This is a genomic window from Levilactobacillus parabrevis ATCC 53295, assembly GCF_001434055.1.
GTDB lineage: Bacteria > Bacillota > Bacilli > Lactobacillales > Lactobacillaceae > Levilactobacillus > Levilactobacillus parabrevis.
Window position 1 is genome coordinate 23,252 of sequence record NZ_AZCZ01000010.1, and the last position, 20,995, is coordinate 44,246.

General features: G+C 49.8%; 18 protein-coding genes. 15 read left to right on the forward strand and 3 right to left on the reverse strand.

Annotated elements, in window-relative coordinates:
- Window positions 1–91 precede the first annotated feature (91 nt).
- The gene (locus tag FD07_RS03945; protein WP_020088241.1) at window positions 92–628 is read right to left on the reverse strand and encodes a 3'-5' exonuclease; all 537 of its coding nucleotides are present in this window, start codon (window positions 626–628) and stop codon (window positions 92–94) included.
- A 26-nt stretch (window positions 629–654) separates the two neighbouring features.
- Window positions 655–1,419, reverse strand: coding sequence for an exodeoxyribonuclease III (locus FD07_RS03950; protein ID WP_020088242.1), 765 nt, complete (start codon window positions 1,417–1,419; stop codon window positions 655–657).
- A gap of 701 nt (window positions 1,420–2,120) precedes the next feature.
- Between FD07_RS03950 and murB the strand changes: the two genes are divergently transcribed.
- A complete protein-coding gene (gene murB / locus FD07_RS03955; RefSeq protein WP_020088243.1) occupies window positions 2,121–3,026 on the forward strand; it encodes a UDP-N-acetylmuramate dehydrogenase in 906 nt (301 codons plus the stop codon).
- Window positions 3,027–3,053: 27 nt separating this feature from the next.
- Window positions 3,054–5,192 carry a cation:proton antiporter gene (locus FD07_RS03960; protein ID WP_020088244.1) on the forward strand — a complete coding sequence of 713 codons (2,139 nt, stop codon included), beginning with the start codon at window positions 3,054–3,056 and terminating at the stop codon, window positions 5,190–5,192.
- A gap of 722 nt (window positions 5,193–5,914) precedes the next feature.
- Here the strand turns inward: FD07_RS03960 and FD07_RS03965 are convergent.
- A complete protein-coding gene (locus tag FD07_RS03965; protein WP_020088245.1) occupies window positions 5,915–6,586 on the reverse strand; it encodes a DUF1361 domain-containing protein in 672 nt (223 codons plus the stop codon).
- A gap of 250 nt (window positions 6,587–6,836) precedes the next feature.
- Here FD07_RS03965 and cdaA point away from each other — a divergent pair, with 250 nt between their 5' ends.
- The 13 genes from cdaA (at window position 6,837) to FD07_RS04025 (ending at window position 20,981) form a co-directional block, all read left to right on the forward strand.
- Window positions 6,837–7,685, forward strand: coding sequence for a diadenylate cyclase CdaA (gene cdaA, locus FD07_RS03970; protein ID WP_020088246.1), 849 nt, complete (start codon window positions 6,837–6,839; stop codon window positions 7,683–7,685).
- Window positions 7,685–8,653: a CdaR family protein gene (locus FD07_RS03975; protein ID WP_020088247.1), complete on the forward strand. Its 969-nt coding sequence runs from the start codon at window positions 7,685–7,687 to the stop codon at window positions 8,651–8,653. Before cdaA ends, FD07_RS03975 begins: the two co-directional genes overlap by 1 nt.
- A 30-nt stretch (window positions 8,654–8,683) precedes the next feature.
- Window positions 8,684–10,039: a phosphoglucosamine mutase gene (gene glmM, locus FD07_RS03980; protein WP_020088248.1), complete on the forward strand. Its 1,356-nt coding sequence runs from the start codon at window positions 8,684–8,686 to the stop codon at window positions 10,037–10,039.
- A gap of 484 nt (window positions 10,040–10,523) precedes the next feature.
- Window positions 10,524–12,341: a glutamine--fructose-6-phosphate transaminase (isomerizing) gene (glmS, locus tag FD07_RS03985; protein WP_020088249.1), complete on the forward strand. Its 1,818-nt coding sequence runs from the start codon at window positions 10,524–10,526 to the stop codon at window positions 12,339–12,341.
- 176 nt (window positions 12,342–12,517) lie between these two features.
- Window positions 12,518–12,640, forward strand: a complete 123-nt coding sequence (locus FD07_RS12725; protein ID WP_020088250.1) for a hypothetical protein — start codon at window positions 12,518–12,520, stop codon at window positions 12,638–12,640.
- A 249-nt stretch (window positions 12,641–12,889) separates the two neighbouring features.
- Window positions 12,890–13,594: a glucosamine-6-phosphate deaminase gene (locus FD07_RS03990; protein ID WP_027825869.1), complete on the forward strand. Its 705-nt coding sequence runs from the start codon at window positions 12,890–12,892 to the stop codon at window positions 13,592–13,594.
- A gap of 103 nt (window positions 13,595–13,697) precedes the next feature.
- Entirely contained in the window at window positions 13,698–15,119 is a 1,422-nt protein-coding gene (locus tag FD07_RS03995; protein ID WP_020088252.1) for a glycoside hydrolase family 73 protein, read from the forward strand.
- Between the two features lie 201 nt (window positions 15,120–15,320).
- Window positions 15,321–16,403, forward strand: a complete 1,083-nt coding sequence (locus FD07_RS04000) for an ABC transporter ATP-binding protein (protein ID WP_020088253.1) — start codon at window positions 15,321–15,323, stop codon at window positions 16,401–16,403.
- Between the two features lie 960 nt (window positions 16,404–17,363).
- On the forward strand, window positions 17,364–18,500 hold the full coding sequence (locus FD07_RS04005; RefSeq protein WP_020088254.1) for a Gfo/Idh/MocA family protein: 1,137 nt from the start codon (window positions 17,364–17,366) through the stop codon (window positions 18,498–18,500).
- A 16-nt stretch (window positions 18,501–18,516) separates the two neighbouring features.
- Window positions 18,517–18,939 carry a VOC family protein gene (locus FD07_RS04010; protein WP_020088255.1) on the forward strand — a complete coding sequence of 141 codons (423 nt, stop codon included), beginning with the start codon at window positions 18,517–18,519 and terminating at the stop codon, window positions 18,937–18,939.
- Window positions 18,939–19,400: a heme-degrading domain-containing protein gene (locus tag FD07_RS04015; protein WP_020088256.1), complete on the forward strand. Its 462-nt coding sequence runs from the start codon at window positions 18,939–18,941 to the stop codon at window positions 19,398–19,400. The genes FD07_RS04010 and FD07_RS04015 overlap by 1 nt, the downstream gene beginning before the upstream one ends.
- Before the next feature lie 21 nt (window positions 19,401–19,421).
- Window positions 19,422–20,276: an AraC family transcriptional regulator gene (locus tag FD07_RS04020; protein WP_020088257.1), complete on the forward strand. Its 855-nt coding sequence runs from the start codon at window positions 19,422–19,424 to the stop codon at window positions 20,274–20,276.
- A gap of 396 nt (window positions 20,277–20,672) precedes the next feature.
- Complete coding sequence (locus tag FD07_RS04025) at window positions 20,673–20,981, forward strand: hypothetical protein (RefSeq protein WP_020088258.1); 309 nt, start codon at window positions 20,673–20,675, stop codon at window positions 20,979–20,981.
- Window positions 20,982–20,995 lie beyond the last annotated feature (14 nt).

The window sequence follows — 20,995 nt, forward strand, 5'->3', positions numbered from 1 at the left end:
AAATGAGACAAAAGTCCTGTTTCTTTACATTAGTAATAGTATCGGGTAAATTTAACCCGAAATGGGCTACGAGTTGGACAACACCCAAGTGCTAGGCGTTTACCGTCACGAAATTCTTCAACGGCTGTGTACCGAAGTGATTGGCCTCGTACAACAGAATGTTGGCGCAAGCCAAGCTATCGTCCAACGCATTGTGGTGGTGATGGAGGTCGATGCCCAGTTCATCACAGACTGTGTTCAGCTTGTGATTGGGAAATTCTGGGAAGAACTTCCGACTGGTCTTGACCGTGTCCAACGTCAGGTAACGTGGGGTCTGTAAGCTGTAGTGTTCCAGAGTGCTACGCAGCACACCGTTGTCAAACGGAGCGTTGTGGGCGATTACCAACCGATCGCGTTGGAAGAAGGGGGCCACGTGTTCCCAGACTTCTGGAAAAGCGGGGGCGTTGGCAACGTCACGTTCGTGAATCCCGTGAATCTGAACATTCCGCCAGAAAAAGTCGGTATCGGGTTTGATCAGTGAGTAGAATTCATCGACGACCTGGCTGTTACGTACGATGGTTAGCGCAAGTGAACAGGCGCTATAGCGTTTACCGCTGGCCGTTTCAAAGTCCATTGCAACGAAATTCAAAAGTGCATCATCCCTTCAGAGTGAATTTAGACGGTCAGGCCGTCAACGTCGAGTTCCACCGGACAATGGTCGGAACCCATGACTTGGTCTAGTATTTTAGCGTCTTTTAAGTGGTCTTGCAAGCGCTCGCTGGTGACAAAATAATCGATCCGCCACCCGGCGTTGTTGTCACGGGCGTGGAACCGGTAGCTCCACCAGGAGTAGCGTTCAGTGGCGTCCGGATTGAAGTAGCGGAAGGTATCGGTGTAACCGGCGGCGAGGAGGGCCGTGAATTTCTCCCGTTCGTCATCGGTAAAGCCGGCGTTCTTGTGATTCGTTTTAGGATTCTTCAGGTCGATTTCCGTGTGAGCCACGTTCAGGTCACCACAGAAGATGACGGGTTTCTTGGCGTTCAATTGGTTAACGAATTCGAGAAAAGCCTTTTCCCAGCCCATTCGAAAGTCGAGTCGTTTGAGGCCACTTCCAGAATTCGGTGTGTAGCAGGTCAGCACGTAAAAGTCGGGGTATTCTAGGGTAATCGTTCGGCCCTCGTGATCGAAGTCTGGTGATTCGATACCGTAGATGACATTTAACGGCTTGTGTTTGGTAAATAAGGCCGTTCCGGAATAGCCTTTACGTTCAGCATAGTTCCAGTATTGGTAGTAACCGGGCAGGTCGAGGTCAATCTGGCCCTCCTGCAACTTGGTTTCTTGGATGCCAAAGAAGTCGGCGTCCATTTCCTTAAATGTATCGACAAATCCTTTTTTAACAATAGCCCGTAGGCCGTTGACGTTCCATGAAATAAATTTCATCTCTGCACCTCCAACTGCTACCTTCCAGTATACCAGATGCCATCCCCATATCGTGTCGTTTCGCCCGCGCAGAAACGATTAATTGCAGTGAAGTTGCCTTCGTCTGCGGCGGTCAGGGGCTCCACCTGCTGTGGGAACCGGCTACAGCCAAAGTGCGGGCTTCCACCTCGCCTTGAAGCCTCGCAAACCCAGCGAGTCTCCAAGGTCATCCCATGCCGTAAGCGCGGGAAGGGGCTAGCACCCGCGCTAACGCCATCGACACGGCCGGTTCCGCCCCTGACCACCTGCGACTACGTTACTGTCTGCTCGTAGTAGTCGCTACTGTGACGGCGCTACATACATCACAATTTTGAAGTGGCGGGGGAAGCTAACGCCTGTCCTAACGCCATCGACACGGCCGGCTGCATCCCAGTCTGCCTCCAGCTGTACATGGTTATTCAATGTTAAATGTCACTGGCGAGTTGCTTCTCAGTTGGTCTTATTGTGACTTGACGTGGATCTCGCCAAAGGGGGATTGTGGCCGACGCGATTTTCAGTAAGCCAACCCAAGACTTCTCATCTTTCACGCCATTTTCCGTGAATCAGTGCACGCGGCGTGCGATGATAGGGGGTTCCATGGTAAAATAACCCTATGACTGTTGTTCGTTTGGCCAGTGACAGGTCAAACCGATCACAAACTTTTGAGAAACGAAGGGAATTTGATGATGATGGAAGAGATTACAGCGGCATTTCCAGCGATTGAAATTTTGCGGAACGAGCCCTTGGCTCACTATACGCACACGAAGACAGGGGGACCAGCGGATTACCTGGCCTTTCCAACCAACGTGCAAGAAACCAAATCGCTTTTAGCCTACGCCAACCAGGAGAACTTACCGGTGACGGTCGTAGGAAATGCCAGCAACCTCATCGTGCGCGACGGGGGTATCCGTGGCTTGGTTATGATTTTAACGAAGATGGCAAACATCACCGTTACTGACAACACGGTCACCGCTGAATCTGGCGCGGCTATGATCAAGACGACCCAGGTTGCGCAGGCACATGCATTGACGGGAACTGAATTTGCCGCCGGGATTCCCGGTAGTGTGGGTGGTGCCGTCTTCATGAACGCCGGCGCTTACGGTGGTGAAATCAGTGAAGTGGTGACATCCGCCGAGGTTTTGACGCCTGAAGGTGAGATTCGGACGTTGAACGCCCAAGAACTCGATTTTGGCTACCGGCACAGTTCCGTTCAAGATTACCATGATATTATTTTAACGGCGACATTTACGTTGGAGCCTGGGGATGGCGCGGCCATTCAAGCGACGATGGATGATTTAAACGCGCGCCGGGCAGCTAAACAGCCATTGGATCTCCCTTCATGTGGGAGTGTGTTCAAGCGGCCTACGGGACACTACACGGGCCAATTGATTCAGGAAGCTGGCTTACAGGGCCTCAAGTGGGGCGGCGCTCAGGTCTCAACGAAGCATGCGGGTTTTATCGTGAACATTGATCATGCTACGGCGACCGACTACCTGGAATTGATTCACCACATTCAAGAAGTTATTTGGAAAGAAGACCAAGTCCACCTTGAAACTGAAGTGCGGATCATTGGTGAAGAACCGAAATAAGTCTAAGAAAAGAAGGGGGAACCTTATGTGCCTATAGTTGAAGCAGTGATTTTGTTAATCGTCCTCGTCCTATTTTCGAATATTATCAGTCACTACCTCACGTTTATTCCAGTCAGTTTGATTCAGATTGCCCTTGGCCTCATGGTCGCGTTAGTCTGGCAATTTGAAGTGCCACTCGAGACTGATTGGTTTTTACTTCTGTTTATTGCGCCGTTGCTATATAACGATGGTCGCCGCTTCCCCAAGCGAGAGCTGTGGCGGTTGCGGGGGCCGATTTTCGGAAATGCCATCTGGCTGGTCTTTCTGACCACGCTGTTGGGTGGGTTCCTGATCTATGAACTGATTCCTAAGATGCCGTTGACCGTAGCGTTTGCGCTGGCAGCCATCTTGTCGCCTACCGACCCCGTGGCTGTGCAGTCGATTTCGAAGCAGGTCAAGCTGCCAGCTAGTCTGATGCACTTGGTCAGTGGAGAAAGTCTGATCAACGATGCCAGTGGTCTGATTGCCTTTAAATATGCGATTGCGGCTACGGTGACCGGGGCCTTCTCAGTCGGTACGGCTGTGGGCGACTTCGTCTACATCAGTATCGTCGGCTTCTTATCCGGGTTGATCTTCATGACGGCTATCCAGTTATTGATGGATATCTTGCGGCGCCAAGGTATCGACGACGTAATCTTTAATACGGTGTTGCAGATTGCCACCCCGTTTGTGATTTACCTTGTGACCGAAGAGATCACCCACGCATCCGGCGTTATCGCCGTGGTGACGGCTGGGGTGCTCTTCCACGCTCGGGAGAGTCGAATCGTGGAGGATTCGCCAGAACTAAAGCTCGTGACCGAAAAGGTTTGGGATATTATTATCTATTCATTAAATGGGATCGTGTTCGTGATCCTAGGAATCGAGCTTCCCGTGGCGACTTCGCAGGTCATCAAGGGTGGCCAATTTAACACCTGGCAAGCTCTGTTCTTTGCCTTCATGGCTTGGGTGATTCTGGTCGCGATTCGGACATTGTGGACGTACGGATATATCCTGTTCCAACGGCTGACGCACAAACATAGTGACGAGCGGCCTGGCTTCCGGACAGCCATTCTATCGGGGCTTTCCGGGGTCCGAGGCGCCGTTACCATGGCCGGTGTCCTGTCTGTACCGGCAGTAATCGCCAGTGGGGCCGGCTTTCCGGCGCGCGCATTGATGCTCTTCGTGGCATCTGGGGTGATCATTATCAGTCTGATTGCGGCGACAATCATGTTGCCGTTGATCTCGACGGATAAGCAGCCGCTACAGACGCGGGCAAGTGCCAGTGATGACATTGCTAATGACATTAATTTAGACGACGAGGATGAAGAGGAGTTCCCAGAAGATCCGGTTCGGCAAATTAGTGAGGAAGAGGCGCGCGCGTACATCATGCGTTTAGCCATTTCCAAGATTGAGGAGCTGCGGCGGCCCAATAATCAGCGGGCGGCCTACGACTTGATTCTCGACTACCAGTTCATCATTCGGCGCTTAGAAATGAGTTATCGGGCCGACACGGTGATGCAAAAAGTGTTGGACGACGAAATTAAATTACGGCAGGTGGCCATTGACGGTGAACGGGCCACGTTAAAGGAACTGCGTCAGGGTGAGAAAATCACGCAGACCAGCTACGTGGGCGCGTTGCGGCGGATTGAAAACCTGGAAGGTCGGTTGACACAGGTCTCAGGGCATACGATGCCCGGAGTCATCAACTACTGGCGGCGTTTCTTCAAACATCTCTGGCGGGATGCGGCCTACTGGGTCCACTCCGAAGATACTGACCGGTTACACGCAGAGAATAATCTGATCGAGCGTGAGACGGCTAAGGCGGCCATCAAGGCGCTGTCCGAATACCTATCACGGACGGACATTGATGAGACCCAGTTCGATAACCAAGCCGTTTACCATCTGATCGTCCAGTACCGTAACCGTATCGAGCGGGCCAAAGCGGCCACGTTGCCACATCACAACGATGATTATCAACATCAGATCAATAAGTTGCGGGTGCGGGCGTTAGGGGCCGAGCGGACGGGGATTCAGTCGCTGTTAGAGGCTGGAAACATCACTTGGACCAAGGCCACGCATTTGCGGCAGTACGTCAATTACGCGGAAAATGTGTTGGTGATGTCCTTGAGTGATGAGGAAGGCGAGTAGGCTAATTCTGGGAATTGAAGATTGTCGCCTGCGGCTGTTAGTAATTCCGCCTGCTGTGGGGACCGGTCCAAGCCTGTAAAGCGGTCTTGAACCTCGACTTGAAGCCGTCAGGGTCGGACGTCTCCAAGCTCGTCCCATNAAAGCGGTCTTGAACCTCGACTTGAAGCCGTCAGGGTCGGACGTCTCCAAGCTCGTCCCATGACCTAACCTGACAGAAAACGTCAGCCAAGGTCATCGACACGGCTGGCTGCATTCCCAACCTCCTCCGGCTAGATTGAGTTTCAATTTCAAAATTAGTCGTTCGACTATGTCTTCTATAATTTTTGTTCAAAAGTAAGGCTGCGTTTCCCAGGTTTCTTTGACACGGTGGAACGCGGCCTTTTGTGTATCTTTGGGAGGGGCGTAGTGAGAAGCTGACTTTGGATGGTCTGGTTTGGAGCGTTGGGTTTACGCTCGCCAAGATATCCGGAAATATGCGGCCTCCGAAACGAGTTCCACTAGCCAGATTCCTGCCCGGCGTAGTTGTTACTGGCTATGTGGATTTGAAGCATTAGACTTGTTTTCGCCAACATATCCGGAAACTTTCGGCTTCTGAAACGAGCTACGCAAGCCAGATTCTTCCGCTTAGACAAATAAGAGACTCCTGTCCGGCGTAGCCGAACAGAAGCCTCCTATTTCCCTAATGCTCAGAATCTAAGCGGCTTGCTCCGCTCTCTGAACCTTTAATCGGGTAATTCACTTTGTGCCGTGTTGTGCATAACGAGGTACAGAATCCAATAACAGAATAGCTGAATGAATGTCAGTAGCCCGACGAAGATCCACATGTTGCTGGTCCACATGTCCATGATGGGACGGATGAACTGCTCTGGATTGATAAAGAGGTAAATGGTGTGGATCCGTAAGAACCGGCCAATATAGAGGCCCACCGATGTTAAGAAGGTCAGGATGACTACGATGACGACGCGGGCGATGCCGTTGCCCTTGGCAATCCGTTGACTGATGACCTGGCTGACGTAGTTAAGGCTCCAGAAGCCCAGTAGTGTACAGCTCATGGCGCTAATAATCATGTAAGTGAAGTAGATCCACAAGTGTGGTGTGACCCGCAATAGGCCACTTAAGGCGTATGGCTGCAGGAGCGACAGGTGGAACAGGTCGGTCAGCAGGTACGGGGCGTTGGGATAGAAGAGGAGCCACAGGAGCAAGAGTGGCCAGAATAGCCAGGCGCTCTTGGGCCGCGTCTTCCCCAGGTGAAAGCTCAGCTCAATCGGGATGTATCCCAGGAAGGTGTTCAGCACCAGAAAAGAGAAGGGATCCTTGGCGCGGAAATATAGGAAAATCAGCCATGCCACGAAGAATATTCGAATTTCCCACCGGGCCCGCCGATTCATTGCCATCACCAATCCTTTCACGAAATATCTACCCTTATTCTACAGCCTTTGCGCTAAAAACGAACAGAATATGACTTCTAGTTTACCAGAATATTAGCGAAATATTTTCGTGAAATTGTCGATTTAAGTAGAGCTTAACGTTTCTGTAAATTTTGCGACCAATGACCGGCTAATTCCGGCGTTTCTGAGGATTCGGGGCGAAATGTAAGCGGGGCCGTGCTATAATGAAATCTGAATTCAATTTGGAGGGAAAGTCATGAACCTGGATTGGGGCAATCTCCTTACAATAGGGAATCTAGTCAACCTACTCGACATTCTTGTCGTTTGGTTTGTCATTTATGAATTGATCGTGATGTTACGGGGAACCAAAGCTATTCAGCTCTTCCGGGGCGTCATTTTGATTTTACTGGTGAAGTTCGTCAGTGCTTACCTTGGCCTCAACACAGTTTCGTGGTTGGTCGATCAGGTTATCAACTGGGGGGTTATCGCCATTATTATCATCTTCCAGCCCGAGATTCGACGCGGACTGGAACATTTGGGCCGGGGCTCCTTGTTCGTGCGAATCCGTCATGAAAATGAGGCGGCTAACCACATGATCGAAGGCCTGGATAAGGCTATTCAGTACATGTCCAAGCGACGAATTGGGGCGTTAATGACCATTCAGCGTGATACCGGGCTCGAGGATTATATCGAGACGGGGATCGATTTGGATGCGGAGTTGACCGGTGAATTGCTGATCAACATCTTTATCCCCAACACGCCTTTGCATGATGGCGCCGTGATTATTCGGGATAACCGAATTGCCGTGGCTGCGGCCTACCTTCCACTGTCTGAGAGCAACCTGATTCCTAAGGAGTTGGGAACGCGTCACCGGGCAGCCGTCGGGATCTCCGAAGTGACGGACGCCTTGACCATCGTAATTTCAGAAGAAACGGGTGAAGTCTCCATCACCAAGAACAACGAGCTCTTACGAGGGTTAACGCAGGCTGATTACCTGAAGTTCTTGCGTGATGAGTTAGTCAATGAAGAAGCGGCCAACAACGGTAACGTCCTAGTTAAGGCGTTAGACTGGTTTGATGAACGCTTTAGAGGGGGGCGGCGCTGATGAAAAACGAGCGTTACACAACGTGGCTATACCGCATTCTCGCCCTCATTTTAGCCATCCTGTTATTCTTCTACGTGAACAGCACCAAGTCGTCTAATAATTCGCAGTCAACGAGTTCTAATACGAATACATCATTGACGGCGACCAAGACGATGACGGTGTCGGTCCCTTTACAACTCAACGTCAACAGCAATAAGTACTTCGTTACGGGGTATCCGCAGAAGGTCAAAGTGACCTTACGCGGGCCGCTGGCGTTAGTGACAACGACGGCCAACACGCAGAATTTCAAGGTCTATGCGGCCCTGAGCGATCTGGGTGTCGGTAAACATCGGGTCACACTGCACCAAGAGGGGCTGAACCACGAGATTGAGTCGAGCATTTCACCGGCTAAGATTACGGTGGATATTGAACCCCGCAAGACAGTGTCCTTCCCCGTGAAGGTTCGCTACAACAGTCAAAACATTGCGGCGGGTTATTCTGCTGGCAAGGCAACTTCCGATGTTACCAGCGTCAAGGCGACCGGAGCGGCTAATGAGATTTCACGGATCAAGCAGGTGACGGCCCAGTTAACGGTGCCGCAGAACTCGAAGAAGACCGTAAATAGTCAGGCCGTGATTGAAGCCCTAGACAGTAGCGGTAAGACCGTCAACGTCATTTTGACGCCATCGACGACCACCGTGAACCTGCCGATCACTTCGGATGGTGAGAGTAAGAAGGTCGGCTTAGACCTGAACGCGAAGAATGGTTCGTCCGGAACGACGTATAAACTAACCAGTAACGTGACCAAAGTTACTGCGTATGGGAGTGCCTCGCAATTAAAAGATTTAGATAACGTGGCAGTCGATGTCGATGTCAGTGACGTCAAGAATAATTCAACCAAGACGGTCACACTCGACACGAGTGATAATAATGTAACGGCGTTCGATCCTTCCACCATTAAGGTGACGATCAAGGCCACAGCAAATTAAAAAATTGTTTGAGAAATGAGGAATATGACGATGAAGTATTTTGGAACTGATGGCGTCCGGGGCGTCGCAAACCAAGAATTGACCCCAGAGCTGGCCTTTAAGGTTGGCCGGTATGGTGGTTACGTTTTGACCCAACACGCAAATAGTGAGAACAAGCATCCCCAAGTTCTCGTTGCCCGTGACACACGGATCTCTGGCCAATTGCTGGAAAATGCGTTGGTTTCTGGACTCCTGTCAGTCGGTATTGAAGTCCTACGGTTGGGGGTTATCTCAACGCCAGCCGTTGCTTACTTGGTGCGCACGCAGGGTGCCGCTGCTGGGGTGATGATCACGGCTTCCCACAACCCCGTTGAATACAACGGAATCAAGTACTTTGGGAACGACGGTTACAAGCTGTCCGATGAAATGGAAGAAGAAATCGAAGCCCTGTTGGATGCGCCTAGTGACGACCAGCCGCGGCCGGCAACGGACGGCTTAGGCACGGTCGAAGACTACTCCGAGGGTAGCCAAAAGTACATTCAATTCCTGGAACAAACAATCGCTGACGACCTGGAAGGCCTGCACATTGCCGTGGACTCCGCCAATGGAGCCACGAGTGGCTTGGTTTCTCGGTTATACGCCGATTTGAACCTGGACTTTGACACGATCGCCACGACGCCCAACGGCTTGAACATCAACGACCAAGTTGGTTCGACTCATCCAGAACAATTGCAGAAGTTCGTTGTTGAAAAGGGCGCCCAAATTGGGTTGGCCTTTGATGGCGATGGTGACCGCTGCATTGCGGTCGATGAAAAAGGGAACATCGTTGATGGCGATAAGATCATGTATATCTGTGGGAAGTATATGGCCGAACACGGCCGCCTGAAGAAGGATACGATTGTCACCACGGTGATGAGTAACCTGGGGATGTACAAGGCGATGGAAGCCCACAATCTGAAGTCCGTCAAGACGAAGGTTGGGGACCGATACGTGGTTGAGGAAATGCGTAAGTCCGGGTACAATCTGGGTGGTGAACAGTCTGGTCACGTGGTGTTCTTGGACTTCAACACGACCGGGGATGGCCTGTTAACCAGCTTACAATTGCTTCACATTTTAAAGGTGACTGGCAAGAAGCTGTCTGAATTAGCAGCCGATGTCACGACTTACCCACAAAAGTTAGTCAACATTAAGGTAGCGGATAAGCAAGCCGCTCAAGAAAACCCTAAGGTTCAAGACGTTATTGCCACCGTTGAAAAGGAAATGAACGGTGACGGTCGGGTCTTGGTACGGCCTTCCGGGACTGAACCTTTACTGCGGGTCATGGCAGAAGCGCCAACTGAAGAAGCAGTGGCGGGATACGTCGACCGCATCGCCGATGTCGTCCGCGCCGAAGTCGGTGTGGAATAGGTCTGAAAGTATCACCTTTGGACACGAATGACGCCTTACCGGGTGGCACAAATGAACTGGAACGCGGAGGGCGGACGCCTAAAGCCAAGAAGCGGTCTTTAGGCTTGTTTTGAACCTCAGTTGGAAGAACGTTTTGTGGCTTCCCGATGTCCGCCCAGGCGTTCTGGATTATTTTCAGCGCCTGGCAAGGTGACCTAAGAGCACAGCTTAAAAATTGAAATTGTAAAACCAGTTGAAAAAGGGCACCTTGCCACGTTGGCAGGGCGCCCTTTTCAGAAAATTAGATTATAAATATTATGATAGACCAGTTTCGAGTTTTTTAATTGACAACCCCTAGGAAACACTGTAAAGTATAGTCATTCAGAAATGTTTTTCAAGACGTTTCAGTCTATACCAATTTTAAAGAAAACAGATACATTTCTCAATTAAATTAACCGACCCTCTCAATGTTTTGGGACTGGCGTCGAGAAAAGGAAGACGACTTATGTGTGGAATTGTTGGTGTTACTGGTAATGACAATGCCGTTAAAATCTTACTGAACGGACTAGAGAAGCTGGAATACCGGGGCTACGATTCAGCCGGTATCTACGTAAATGATCAGAAGGGTAAGGATTACTTGGTTAAGACCAAGGGCCGAATCTCCGAATTGCGTTCTAAGGTGACCCCTGACGTTCACGGGTCAACCGGGATTGGTCATACGCGCTGGGCTACTCATGGCGTGGTAAGCGTGGACAATGCTCACCCACATTTCTCTAACGACGACCGGTTCTACCTGGTTCACAACGGTGTGATCGATAACTTCCAAGAACTTAAGGCTAAGTACTTGAGTGATGTTCCTTTCAAGAGTCAAACGGATACCGAAGTTGTTGTTCAATTGATCGACAAGTTTGCCGTTGAAGACAACTTGGACGCTAAGGCCGCCTTTCTGAAGACGTTGAGCCTGTTAAAGGGTTCCTCATACGCCTTCTTAATGATGGATCGCGAACAACCAGATACGTTATTCGTTGCCAAGAACAAGAGTCCACTGTTGATCGGTGTTGGCGATGGCTTTAATGTGGTCTGCTCCGATGCCTTGGCCATGTTAACGGAAACTCATGATTTCTTGGAATTGATGGATGGTGAAGTGGTTACCATCACACCAGGTAAGGTCGCTATCCAAGACGCCGAAGGCAATCCTGTAGAGCGGAAGCCATTCCACGTTGACATGAATGCCGACGCTGCTGACAAGGGAACCTACCCATTCTACATGTTGAAGGAAGTCGACGAACAACCTAACGTTATGCGTAAGTTGGCACAGACTTACCTGTCAGAACACGGTGTACCTCAGATCGATGACAAGTTGATCAAGGCCATGGAAGCAGCCGACCGCCTGTACATTGTGGGTGCGGGGACCAGTTACCATGCCGGGTTAGTTGGAAAGCGGCTCTTTGAAAAGTTGGCGCACATTCCAACGGAAGTTCACGTTTCTTCTGAATTTGCCTACGAACAACCAATGCTTTCCGAGAAGCCATTCTTTATCTTCCTGACCCAATCTGGTGAAACGGCCGACAGTCGTGAAGTTCTGGTTAACGTGAACGACGCTGGCTATCCAAGCTTAACGATTACTAACGTTCAGAACTCCACGTTATCCCGTGAAGCAACCTACACGTTGTTACTCCATGCCGGTCCAGAAATTGCCGTGGCTTCAACCAAGGCCTACACCGCTCAAATTGCGTTGGAAGCTATCTTGGCTAAGGCCCTCGGTGAAGTCACTGGCCAAATCGTGGCCCAAGACTTCAACATTCGCCAACAACTTGGTTTGGTCGCTACTGGGATGCAAGCCATCGTCGACGAAAAGGACAAGTTGGAAAAGATTGCTAATGACTACCTGATGCAGTCTAACCGGGCCTTCTACATTGGCCGGGGGATCGATCACGCGGTTTCTCTGGAAGCAGCTTTGAAGCTGAAGGAAATCTCTTACGTCCAAGCTGAAGGGTTCGCTTCTGGTGAACTGAAGCACGGAACGATTGCCTTGATTGAAAAGGACACGCCAGTTATCGGCTTCATCACGCAAGCCAAGACGGCCGGCCTGACGCGGAGTAACCTGCAAGAAACTATGGCACGGGGGGCAAAGACCTTGACCATTGTTCGTGAAAGCCTCGCGATTGATGGCGACGACCTGATCTTACCAGACGTTGACGAAATGTTAATGCCATTACTGAGTGTGGTACCAGCCCAACTGTTGGCTTACTACACCAGCTTGAACAAGGGCCTCGACGTGGACAAGCCACGGAACTTGGCAAAGAGTGTTACTGTCGAATAGAGTCACCGTTAAATTTTAACTATTTCAAGGGGAATCCTGCTGTTGTGGGATTTCCCTTTTTTGTAGCGCGTCGTTTTGGCGCACCGGCTGGCGGGGGTAAAGCATTTCACTTGCGCAATATAGGCTTTCGTTGTATAGTACATTCATGAAAACTTTGAGAAAGCGAGGTGAAAGTCATGAAGTATACGAAACGAGTCGATGCTCATAAAAACCAGAAGCAACGGGATGCGACGTTTGATAAATTCAAGAAACAACAAAATGCGTTAAGCGCCAACCGGCGGGGTGTTCGTCGGAAATAGGGTGGTCACTGTTAAGAGCAGTGAGCATCCTTTTTTGTTGGATAGGTGGACGAATGATGGGTTTAGCTGTCTGGACCGGTAGTGATTCAGCAAGTCGCTATATTGTAGGGTGTTTCATAGATTTAGTCACAATTTTCAAAAAAAGTTGGAAAAGATGAGCATTTTACTTGAAAAATTGGTATAGAGCATTTATAATTGGGCTATACCATTAGGAGAGGGAGACTGAATGAAATGAAGCAATTAACAAACATGAACGTCCAAATCGTCAGTGACAAGCAGGCCGGGGGTCAGGCTGGATTCAATGTATTCCAACAAGCCATCGCCAACGGTGCCAAAGTATTAGGTTTGGCAACTGGGAGTACGCCCGTCACGATCTACGAACAACTTGTGGCGAGTGATCTGGACTTCAGTCAGTTAACGTCCGTTAATCTTGACGAATACGTGGGGCTGAATGCAGATCATCCGCAAAGCTACCATTACTTCATGCAACATCATTTGTTTAACCAAAAGCCGTTTGCCAACTCTTACGTGCCAGATGGATCTAACCTGGACGCTGCGGCAGCAACTCACCAATACGATCAAATCATTGCAGAAAATCCAATTGACTTACAATTGCTTGGACTGGGTCAAAACGGTCACATCGGGTTCAACGAACCGGGGACTGATCCCGAATCAACAACGCATAAGGTAGCGTTGACGCCATCGACTATCGCCGCCAACGCCCGCTTCTTTGATGACGCCGACGAGGTTCCCCGTTACGCCTATTCCATGGGGATCGGGTCGATCTTACAAGCAAAGCAAATCTTGATTGTGGCTTACGGCGAAGCCAAGGCTGCCGCAGTTGCCGCCATGATCCAAGGCCCAGTAACGCCCGACGTTCCAGCCAGTTACTTGCAGACGCATCCAAACGTCCACGTGATCTTGGATGAAGCAGCTGCGAGTCAACTGGACTAACCAACTTGGGATTACACCTAAATCTTATCAATTTTTCTTTAAGCACCTCCGCAAGTTATGTTATTCTTAACTTGGAAGCGATTTTAAGGGGGAAATTGGTAAGATGAAGCGAACTAAGAAATGGCTATTGGCCGCACTCATGGTGGGTGTGGGCCTGAGTAGCATTGGGGGCACGGGTCATGCGGCGACCACTGATCCTCAAGGGTTTATTAACCAGCTGAAGAGTCCGGTAGTGTCTGTAGCTAACCAATACAAACTCTACCCGTCCGTTATGATGGCTCAGGCGGCCTTAGAAAGCGCCTGGGGAACCAGTGACCTAACAACCCAGGCCAATAACTACTTTGGTGTGAAGGGCAGTTACAATGGTCAGTCTGTCAGTATGAAGACGGCGGAGTATGACGCTAACGGTAAACTGTACTATACGACAGCTAACTTTCGAAAATATCCGAGCGCTAAGGCCTCGATGACTGATAATGCGCAGCTCTTACGCAACGGGACGAGTTATAACCCAACAATCTATAGTGGTGCTTGGCGGGAAAACGCCGCATCCTATTCAGCTGCGGCTAATGCACTGACAGGTGTTTACGCGACGTCACCCAATTATGGGACGAGCTTGATCAAGGTTATCGATCAGTACGGCTTGAATACGCTGTTGGACGGGAATACGGGTAGTTCTGGTGATTCTGGGTCCAACACAACGAAGCCGACGAAACCCACGGTAACGTATGCCAAGGCAAAGTACTACGGCGCTGCCGGGAATCAGACGGCGCGATTGAGCAGCAAGCATACGCACTATGTGTTGTACAATCACGTGAAGGGGACGCGCGCTAATATTACCAAGACATCGTGGGGTAAGTTAAATGATTACACGGGCCAACAGACCTATTTGGACATGCGTGCGGTGAAGACCGATCCGAAGTCGGGCAAGAAGACGACGTGGTACCGGGTTCGCTTCTCCAGCAAGAGTACTGCCAAGAAGTATTGGCTTTATACAGAGGGCTTAACATTGCCGACCGTGAAATACACCAAAGGTTTGGCCACGGTCAAGGTAAATAGTGGGATGAGTGGTAGTTACTATAATCACGTGTTCAATTCGCCCTACCTCGCTAAGGCGATGGGGCCCCTCAAAAAGTTAACGGCGAAGTCATACACGGCGGATAACCAAGCGGTGCGGACGCAGGACGGTTACAAGACGATCTGGTACCGTATCAAGGTTGGTTCTAAGAAATACTGGATCGCCTCGACGGAAGCTGCGGCAAGTCCTCAGTATGATTACGTTGTTTATACCAAGACGAGTGGAACCAAGAAACTCAGCAATAAGTACAGCAAATATAACCTTTACAATCACATTAAGAAGACCCATTTTGACCAAAAGACATCGAAGTGGCCGAGTGGCAGTAAGAAGGGCGCCAAGGTCACATTCGATTCGAAGGGTGTCAAGACAGCCTACAAGACGACCTGGTATCGGATTCAGTTCAGCGGCAATAAGACCAAGTACTGGGTCGATGCGAGAGCCTTACAATAACAGGTATGAGAGAGTCGTGGTTCATGCGCGGCTCTTTTCGTTTGGACGGCAGCGGGCAGCGTGGGCTATAAGAAAAGTGTAAGGCCAACGAGAAATTACCCACAGACGCTCGTTTTTTGGTATAATACACAAGACTGAGCTCGCCGGTTAATAGCGAGCCTTACTAGAAAACGTTAATAACTGAGTTAGGAAGTTTAATTCATGGATAATTCTTACAAAATTAAGGTCCAAAATGTCACGAAGGAATATGACCTCTACAAGAGTCAGGCTGAAAAATTGCGGTCATTCTTTTCCCTGAGAGGGGCAAAGGTGCCACACTTCTGGTCACTGATGGGCATTTCACTGGAGGTCAAATCAGGTGAAACTCTGGGATTGATTGGGGTCAACGGGTCTGGGAAGTCCACGTTGTCCAATATTATTTCCGGAATCATTCCACAAACGACTGGGGTTGTGGATGTCCGTGGTGATACCTCAATCATTGCGATTGGTGCCGGACTGCGGGGAAACCTGACGGGATTGGAAAACATTCGGTTGAAGGCGCTGATGCAGGGGTTAACGAACCCCGAAATCGATGCTTTGATGGATGATATCGTTGGTTTTGCCGATATTGGTGATTTCTTATACCAACCCGTTAAGAGCTACTCCTCCGGGATGAAATCACGGCTGGGCTTCTCCATCGCCGTGCACGTTAACCCAGATATCCTGATCATTGATGAAGCGTTGTCCGTTGGGGATGATACCTTCTATCAAAAGTGTGTGGACAAGATTGCTGAGTTCAAAGATGAAGGCAAGACCATCGTCTTTGTCAGTCACTCTTTGAAGCAGGTCGAGATTCTTTGTGACCGAGTTGCTTGGATTCACTACGGTACATTGAAGGAAATCGGTGCTACGGCGGATGTGGTTAAGCACTACCGCGCATTCACTAAGTGGTTCAAGGGTCAAACGAAGAAAGAAAAGAAGCACTTCCAGCGTCAAATGAAGGAAAACCAAAAGTCATTTGATATTGATGCTTACCAGCAGCAGGTCACAGACGAGCTACAGGCGGCAGACCCCAACGCCACCAACGTTGCGGCTAAGGTCAAAAAGGACTTTTACGGTTCTGTGATCAGCGAAAAGATGGGCTGGGGCACACGAATTCTGGCCTTTGCGGTAGCAATCGTCTTTGTCCTGACGTGTCTCGTCAACATTTCCGGCCATTCGGTGGGGGATGTTGTCCAGCATCCAGGCAATCTGATTCACCCAGAAACGGTCCTCCACGATACTGATGCCGGTAACCCCAGATAAAAATTAGAAAACTATGATAAAACAGATAGATTTTTTTCATTTTTCATGGTATCTTTAACTTACCATTTATTTACCCCTTTATTTAATTTCCCAATGAATTGAATAGAGGTTTATCTCTCATTTGGTGAAGACTAAATGGCGGAGCACGGTCGATAGCGACGGTGCTCTTTTTGTATAAGAGAGTGAAGCAAGGCGCTAAGGTTCTGAGCATTAGGGAGGTAAGGCCTTCTGTTCGGCTTCGCCGGACAGGAGGCCTTAGCTTTCTAAGCGGAAGAACCTGCCTTGCGGAACTCGTTTCAGAGGCTGCATATTTCCCAAGTATTCTGGCGAGAGTGAGTTTAACGCTCTAAATCAAGGTAGTCGGCAACTGCTATGCCGGGCAGGAGTCTCTTATTTTTCTAAGCGGAGGGGACTGCCTTGGCGAACGCGTTTCAGAAGCCGCAAGTTTCCGAATATCAGGGCGAGAGCAAATCTAACGCACTAAGCCAACACAACAATTAGAAGCGTCGGGAGGCCTTAGCTTTCTAAGCGGAAGAACCTGCCTTGCGGAACTCGTTTCAGAGGCTGCATATTTCCCAAGTATTCTGGCGAGAGTGAGTTTAACGCTCTAAATCAAGGTAGTCGGCAACTGCTATGCCGGGCAGGAGTCTCTTATTTTTCTAAGCGGAGGGGACTGCCCGAGGGAACGCGTTTCAGAGGCTGCAAGTTTCCTGATATGGGGGCGAAAACAAGTCCAAATCTGTAAGTCAATATAAAAACTAGAAATCACCCCAATCAAAGGGCCCTTACCTCGCTATCCCAATTGTCAAAAAAATCCCGCAATAATCTCCCCAACCGGCCCCAGTGCGAATTTAGGCTACTTTTATCAGAATTACCCCCTGTTTAATTCCGAAAAACTTGGTATGATTTAAATGTAATCGGTTACATATGAGAAACTAGAAAAATGAGAGGCGGGATTAAATGGCTATTGCGCAAATTAACGTTGCCGTCGTCGGGTGTGGTGTCATCAGTGATATTTACTTGCAGTCGCTTCAGGACAAGTTTGCTGTGACCAATGTCGTTGCTTGCTCCGACCTGAATCCGGAGAAGATGCAGGCCAAGGCGGAAAAGTACCACATCAAGGCGATGAATTACGCAGATATCTTGGCGGACCCAACGATTCAACTGATTGTGAATCTAACGACGCCTAAGGCCCACTACAGTATTATCAAACAAGCCCTGGAACACGGTAAACACGTCTTTTCGGAGAAAATGATTGCCGTCGAGTTGTCGGATGGTCAGGAACTTTGTGAATTAGCGCAGTCGAAGAATTTACGGCTTGGTGTGGCGCCAGATACCTTCCTGGGTGGCGGAATTCAAACGGCTAGGTACATGGTGGACCACGGATTGATCGGCGATCCCTTGTCAGTCGTGGTCTCGTTGAATCGGAACTTCCGCGTTTACGCTGATATTTTTCCCCACATGAATCAGCGAGGCGGTACGTTACCGTTTGACACGGGTTGCTACTACCTCACCGCGCTGGCCAGTATTCTGGGCCCAGCCAAGAGCGTGAGTGCCTTTGGTCGACGGTATCAGCCAGAACGCATCGGTCAACGGACCGATAAGCCGTGGTTTGGTGAAAAATCAACGGTCGAGGCCGATAACATCCTGACGGCGACCGTGGCCTATCAGGATGGGGTGCTGACAACGGTTCACTTTAATTCTGAAAACATTTTAAATGAACAGCCGCAGATGACGTTGTTCGGGTCCGATGGCATCCTGAAGATGGGGGATCCCAATAACTTTGATTCTCCCAACTATCTGACTAAACAGTTGAACGAACCGGTTAAGTTCCCGTTTACCCACGGCTTTTTGGAAAACTCACGGGGATTAGGAGTTGCCGACATGGCTTGGGCCATTCAACAGAATCGGCCGCACCGTGCCAGCATGGAGATGGCTTATCACGTCTTTGAACTCATTCACGGCATGTATCAGAGCGCCGAGACGGAGACGGTTTACCACATGCAGTCCACGTTTGACCGGCCACAGCCCTTGCCAACGGGGTACCTGGATAATGGTTTCTGGGGACCGACCGAGGAAAGTGCCTTAGCATTCTAGAAAGGAAGTTAGCATCATGGAAATTAGTCGTATCGCACACGCTTCATTCAAAGTCACAGATATGGCCGCCGCAGTTGATTTTTACTGTAACGGGCTGGGATTCACCGACAAGTTTGAGCTACCAGACGAGCAGGGGCGGCCATGGATTAAATACTTGGAAATTCAACCGGGCCAATTTTTTGAGTTGTTCTACGATAACGATCAGCTTCCCAAGGCCACGCACGGATATGACCTGTGTGGGTATCTTCATCTAAGCCTGGAGGTCCCTGATATTGAGGCAACCAAGCGTGAACTGCTAGCAAAGGGGTTACCAGTCAATAGTGAAATCAAATTCGGGCCGGATAAGTCTTATCAACTTTGGTCAGCCGATCCCGATGGCAATCAGATTGAGTTCATGCAGTACTCACCAGATTCCTTCCAGTTAGTGGGGCGAAATTAATGAAAATGCCGACGATGGCCGAAGTTCAAGCCGAAGAAGCGGACTTACAATTTACGAGTTTTAGCAACGAGACGGCCTTGCAACTCGGCCAGCAATTAGTGGCCTTGGCTCAGAAACGCCAGGCCGCCGTGACCATTGACATCACGCGTAACCGCCAGCAGCTGTTCCACGCGGCCATGCCGGGGACGGCAATCGATAACGATAAGTGGTTGCAGCGCAAAATCAATACGGTTTATGAGTACGGGACCAGTAGCTTGCACAAACAGTTGGAAATGACTGCGCGGGGTCAAACACTAGAAGAAGCCGCCGCGCTCGATGCGCGACACTACGCGGCCGCGGGTGGGGGCTTCCCCGTTGTCATCAAAGGGACTGGTCTCGTGGGCAGTATCGCCGTCTCGGGACTGGCCTCAGAGGAAGATCACCAGCTGATCGTCGATGAGTTACGCGTGTTCTTGCGGTAAAAAAGTTAGAGGGGAACCGGCATGAAAAGATTGCCACTGATCAATACACAATTTACCCTGTTTGGCGGGCACATGGAGACGGTACCGCCGGGCTGGCACTGGAAGCCGGAAGCCCACTTGGCATTTGAGCTGATGTACATCGTTTCCGGAACGCAGCGGACCACTTCCGAGATTGGCGAGCTGATCACCCGTGCTGGCGAGTTCATCATCATTCCACCGGGCATTCGGCACAACAACTATGTGGTGGGGGACCAGCCGCTGGACTACTTTGCCATTCACTTTAATCTGGACGATCCGTCCTTTAAATACATGCTGACGCGGGAGTATGCCAATCAAATCGTGCGGTCGGATTGGGCAGTTTACGATGACTTGAAGGCTTGTACGACGCAGCTGATGACGTTATTTTCAAACAAATACGGCCTGACGGACAAATTGAATATTGAGATGAGCACGATCAACTTGATCATGATTCTCTTGGAAGCCGTCCAAACCCAGGCTCAGTTCAGTTTTGACGAGACGAACCCTGACCAATTTCTGTTGTGCACCAAGTTGGCTAGTGACCTGAAACAGCAGGTAGATAACCAGATTTATTATGGCGAGCATCCGACTCATATTTCCATTGCTGCGGTCGCGAGACGGTACAACATTAGCCAAAGTTATGCCTTGGAGTTGTTCAAGAAATATTACGGGGAGTCGCCGCAAAGTTATCTGATCACCCTGAAGCTAGAGGTGGGGAAGAAACTCCTGTGCCAACCCAAGATGCAGGTCAAACAGGTCGCGGAGCGGTTGGCCTACGCCGATGCCAGCCACTTTGGTCGAGAATTCAAAAAACATTTTGGATTGTCGCCACGAGAATATGCGCAAGAGCACCGCTAAAGTGGCCAAAAATGCGTTAAACGGAAAACACTTTCCAAAAGTTAAAAATAATTGTTAAATAATTTCCACCTTCTGTAAACATCGTGTAAATCCCGCCATATCAAGCTTATGACGATGATGGGGCGTAGCAGTGAGCCAGGATAATCATCAAACCCAACAATTATTTCACGAAAAACATTGACAGCGCTTACAAAGAACGGTATATTATAACTCGTAAGGTATTAATAATTACCTTCTAATCAATTCTCTTTCTCTCTTATGCCGACCACTACCATTCCCTGGTAGTGGTTTTGTTTTTGTCTAAAACCCTGTATAATTGAGGCCGGTAGCGTTGCTGCGATGTGCGTTAAATTGCCGGTGGCAACCAAGAGTGTTCACAATGAAAGGTGAGAATTGATGAAAAGTCATGAAACGTTTACCTTAATCGAAGAAATTACCCGTTTGGACGGGAGTAAATACATGGAGATCAGTGACATGGTTCAGAACGGCCGTGCCGAGTTGGCCGTGGAACGGGGATTGATCAAACAAGTCCGCATCCTCCAGCTCAACATCGCGCATACGCCGCACGTTCAGGCCTATGAGGATTACGTAAACGAGAATTATGAGATGCCCGCCGAAGATTTCAAGACCTTTCAGGAGTGGGAGAAGCCGGCTGAGATGCAAAAGGAAGTCGATGCCATCCTCCACGAAAACCATATTGGCTAACGAATAAACAGCGC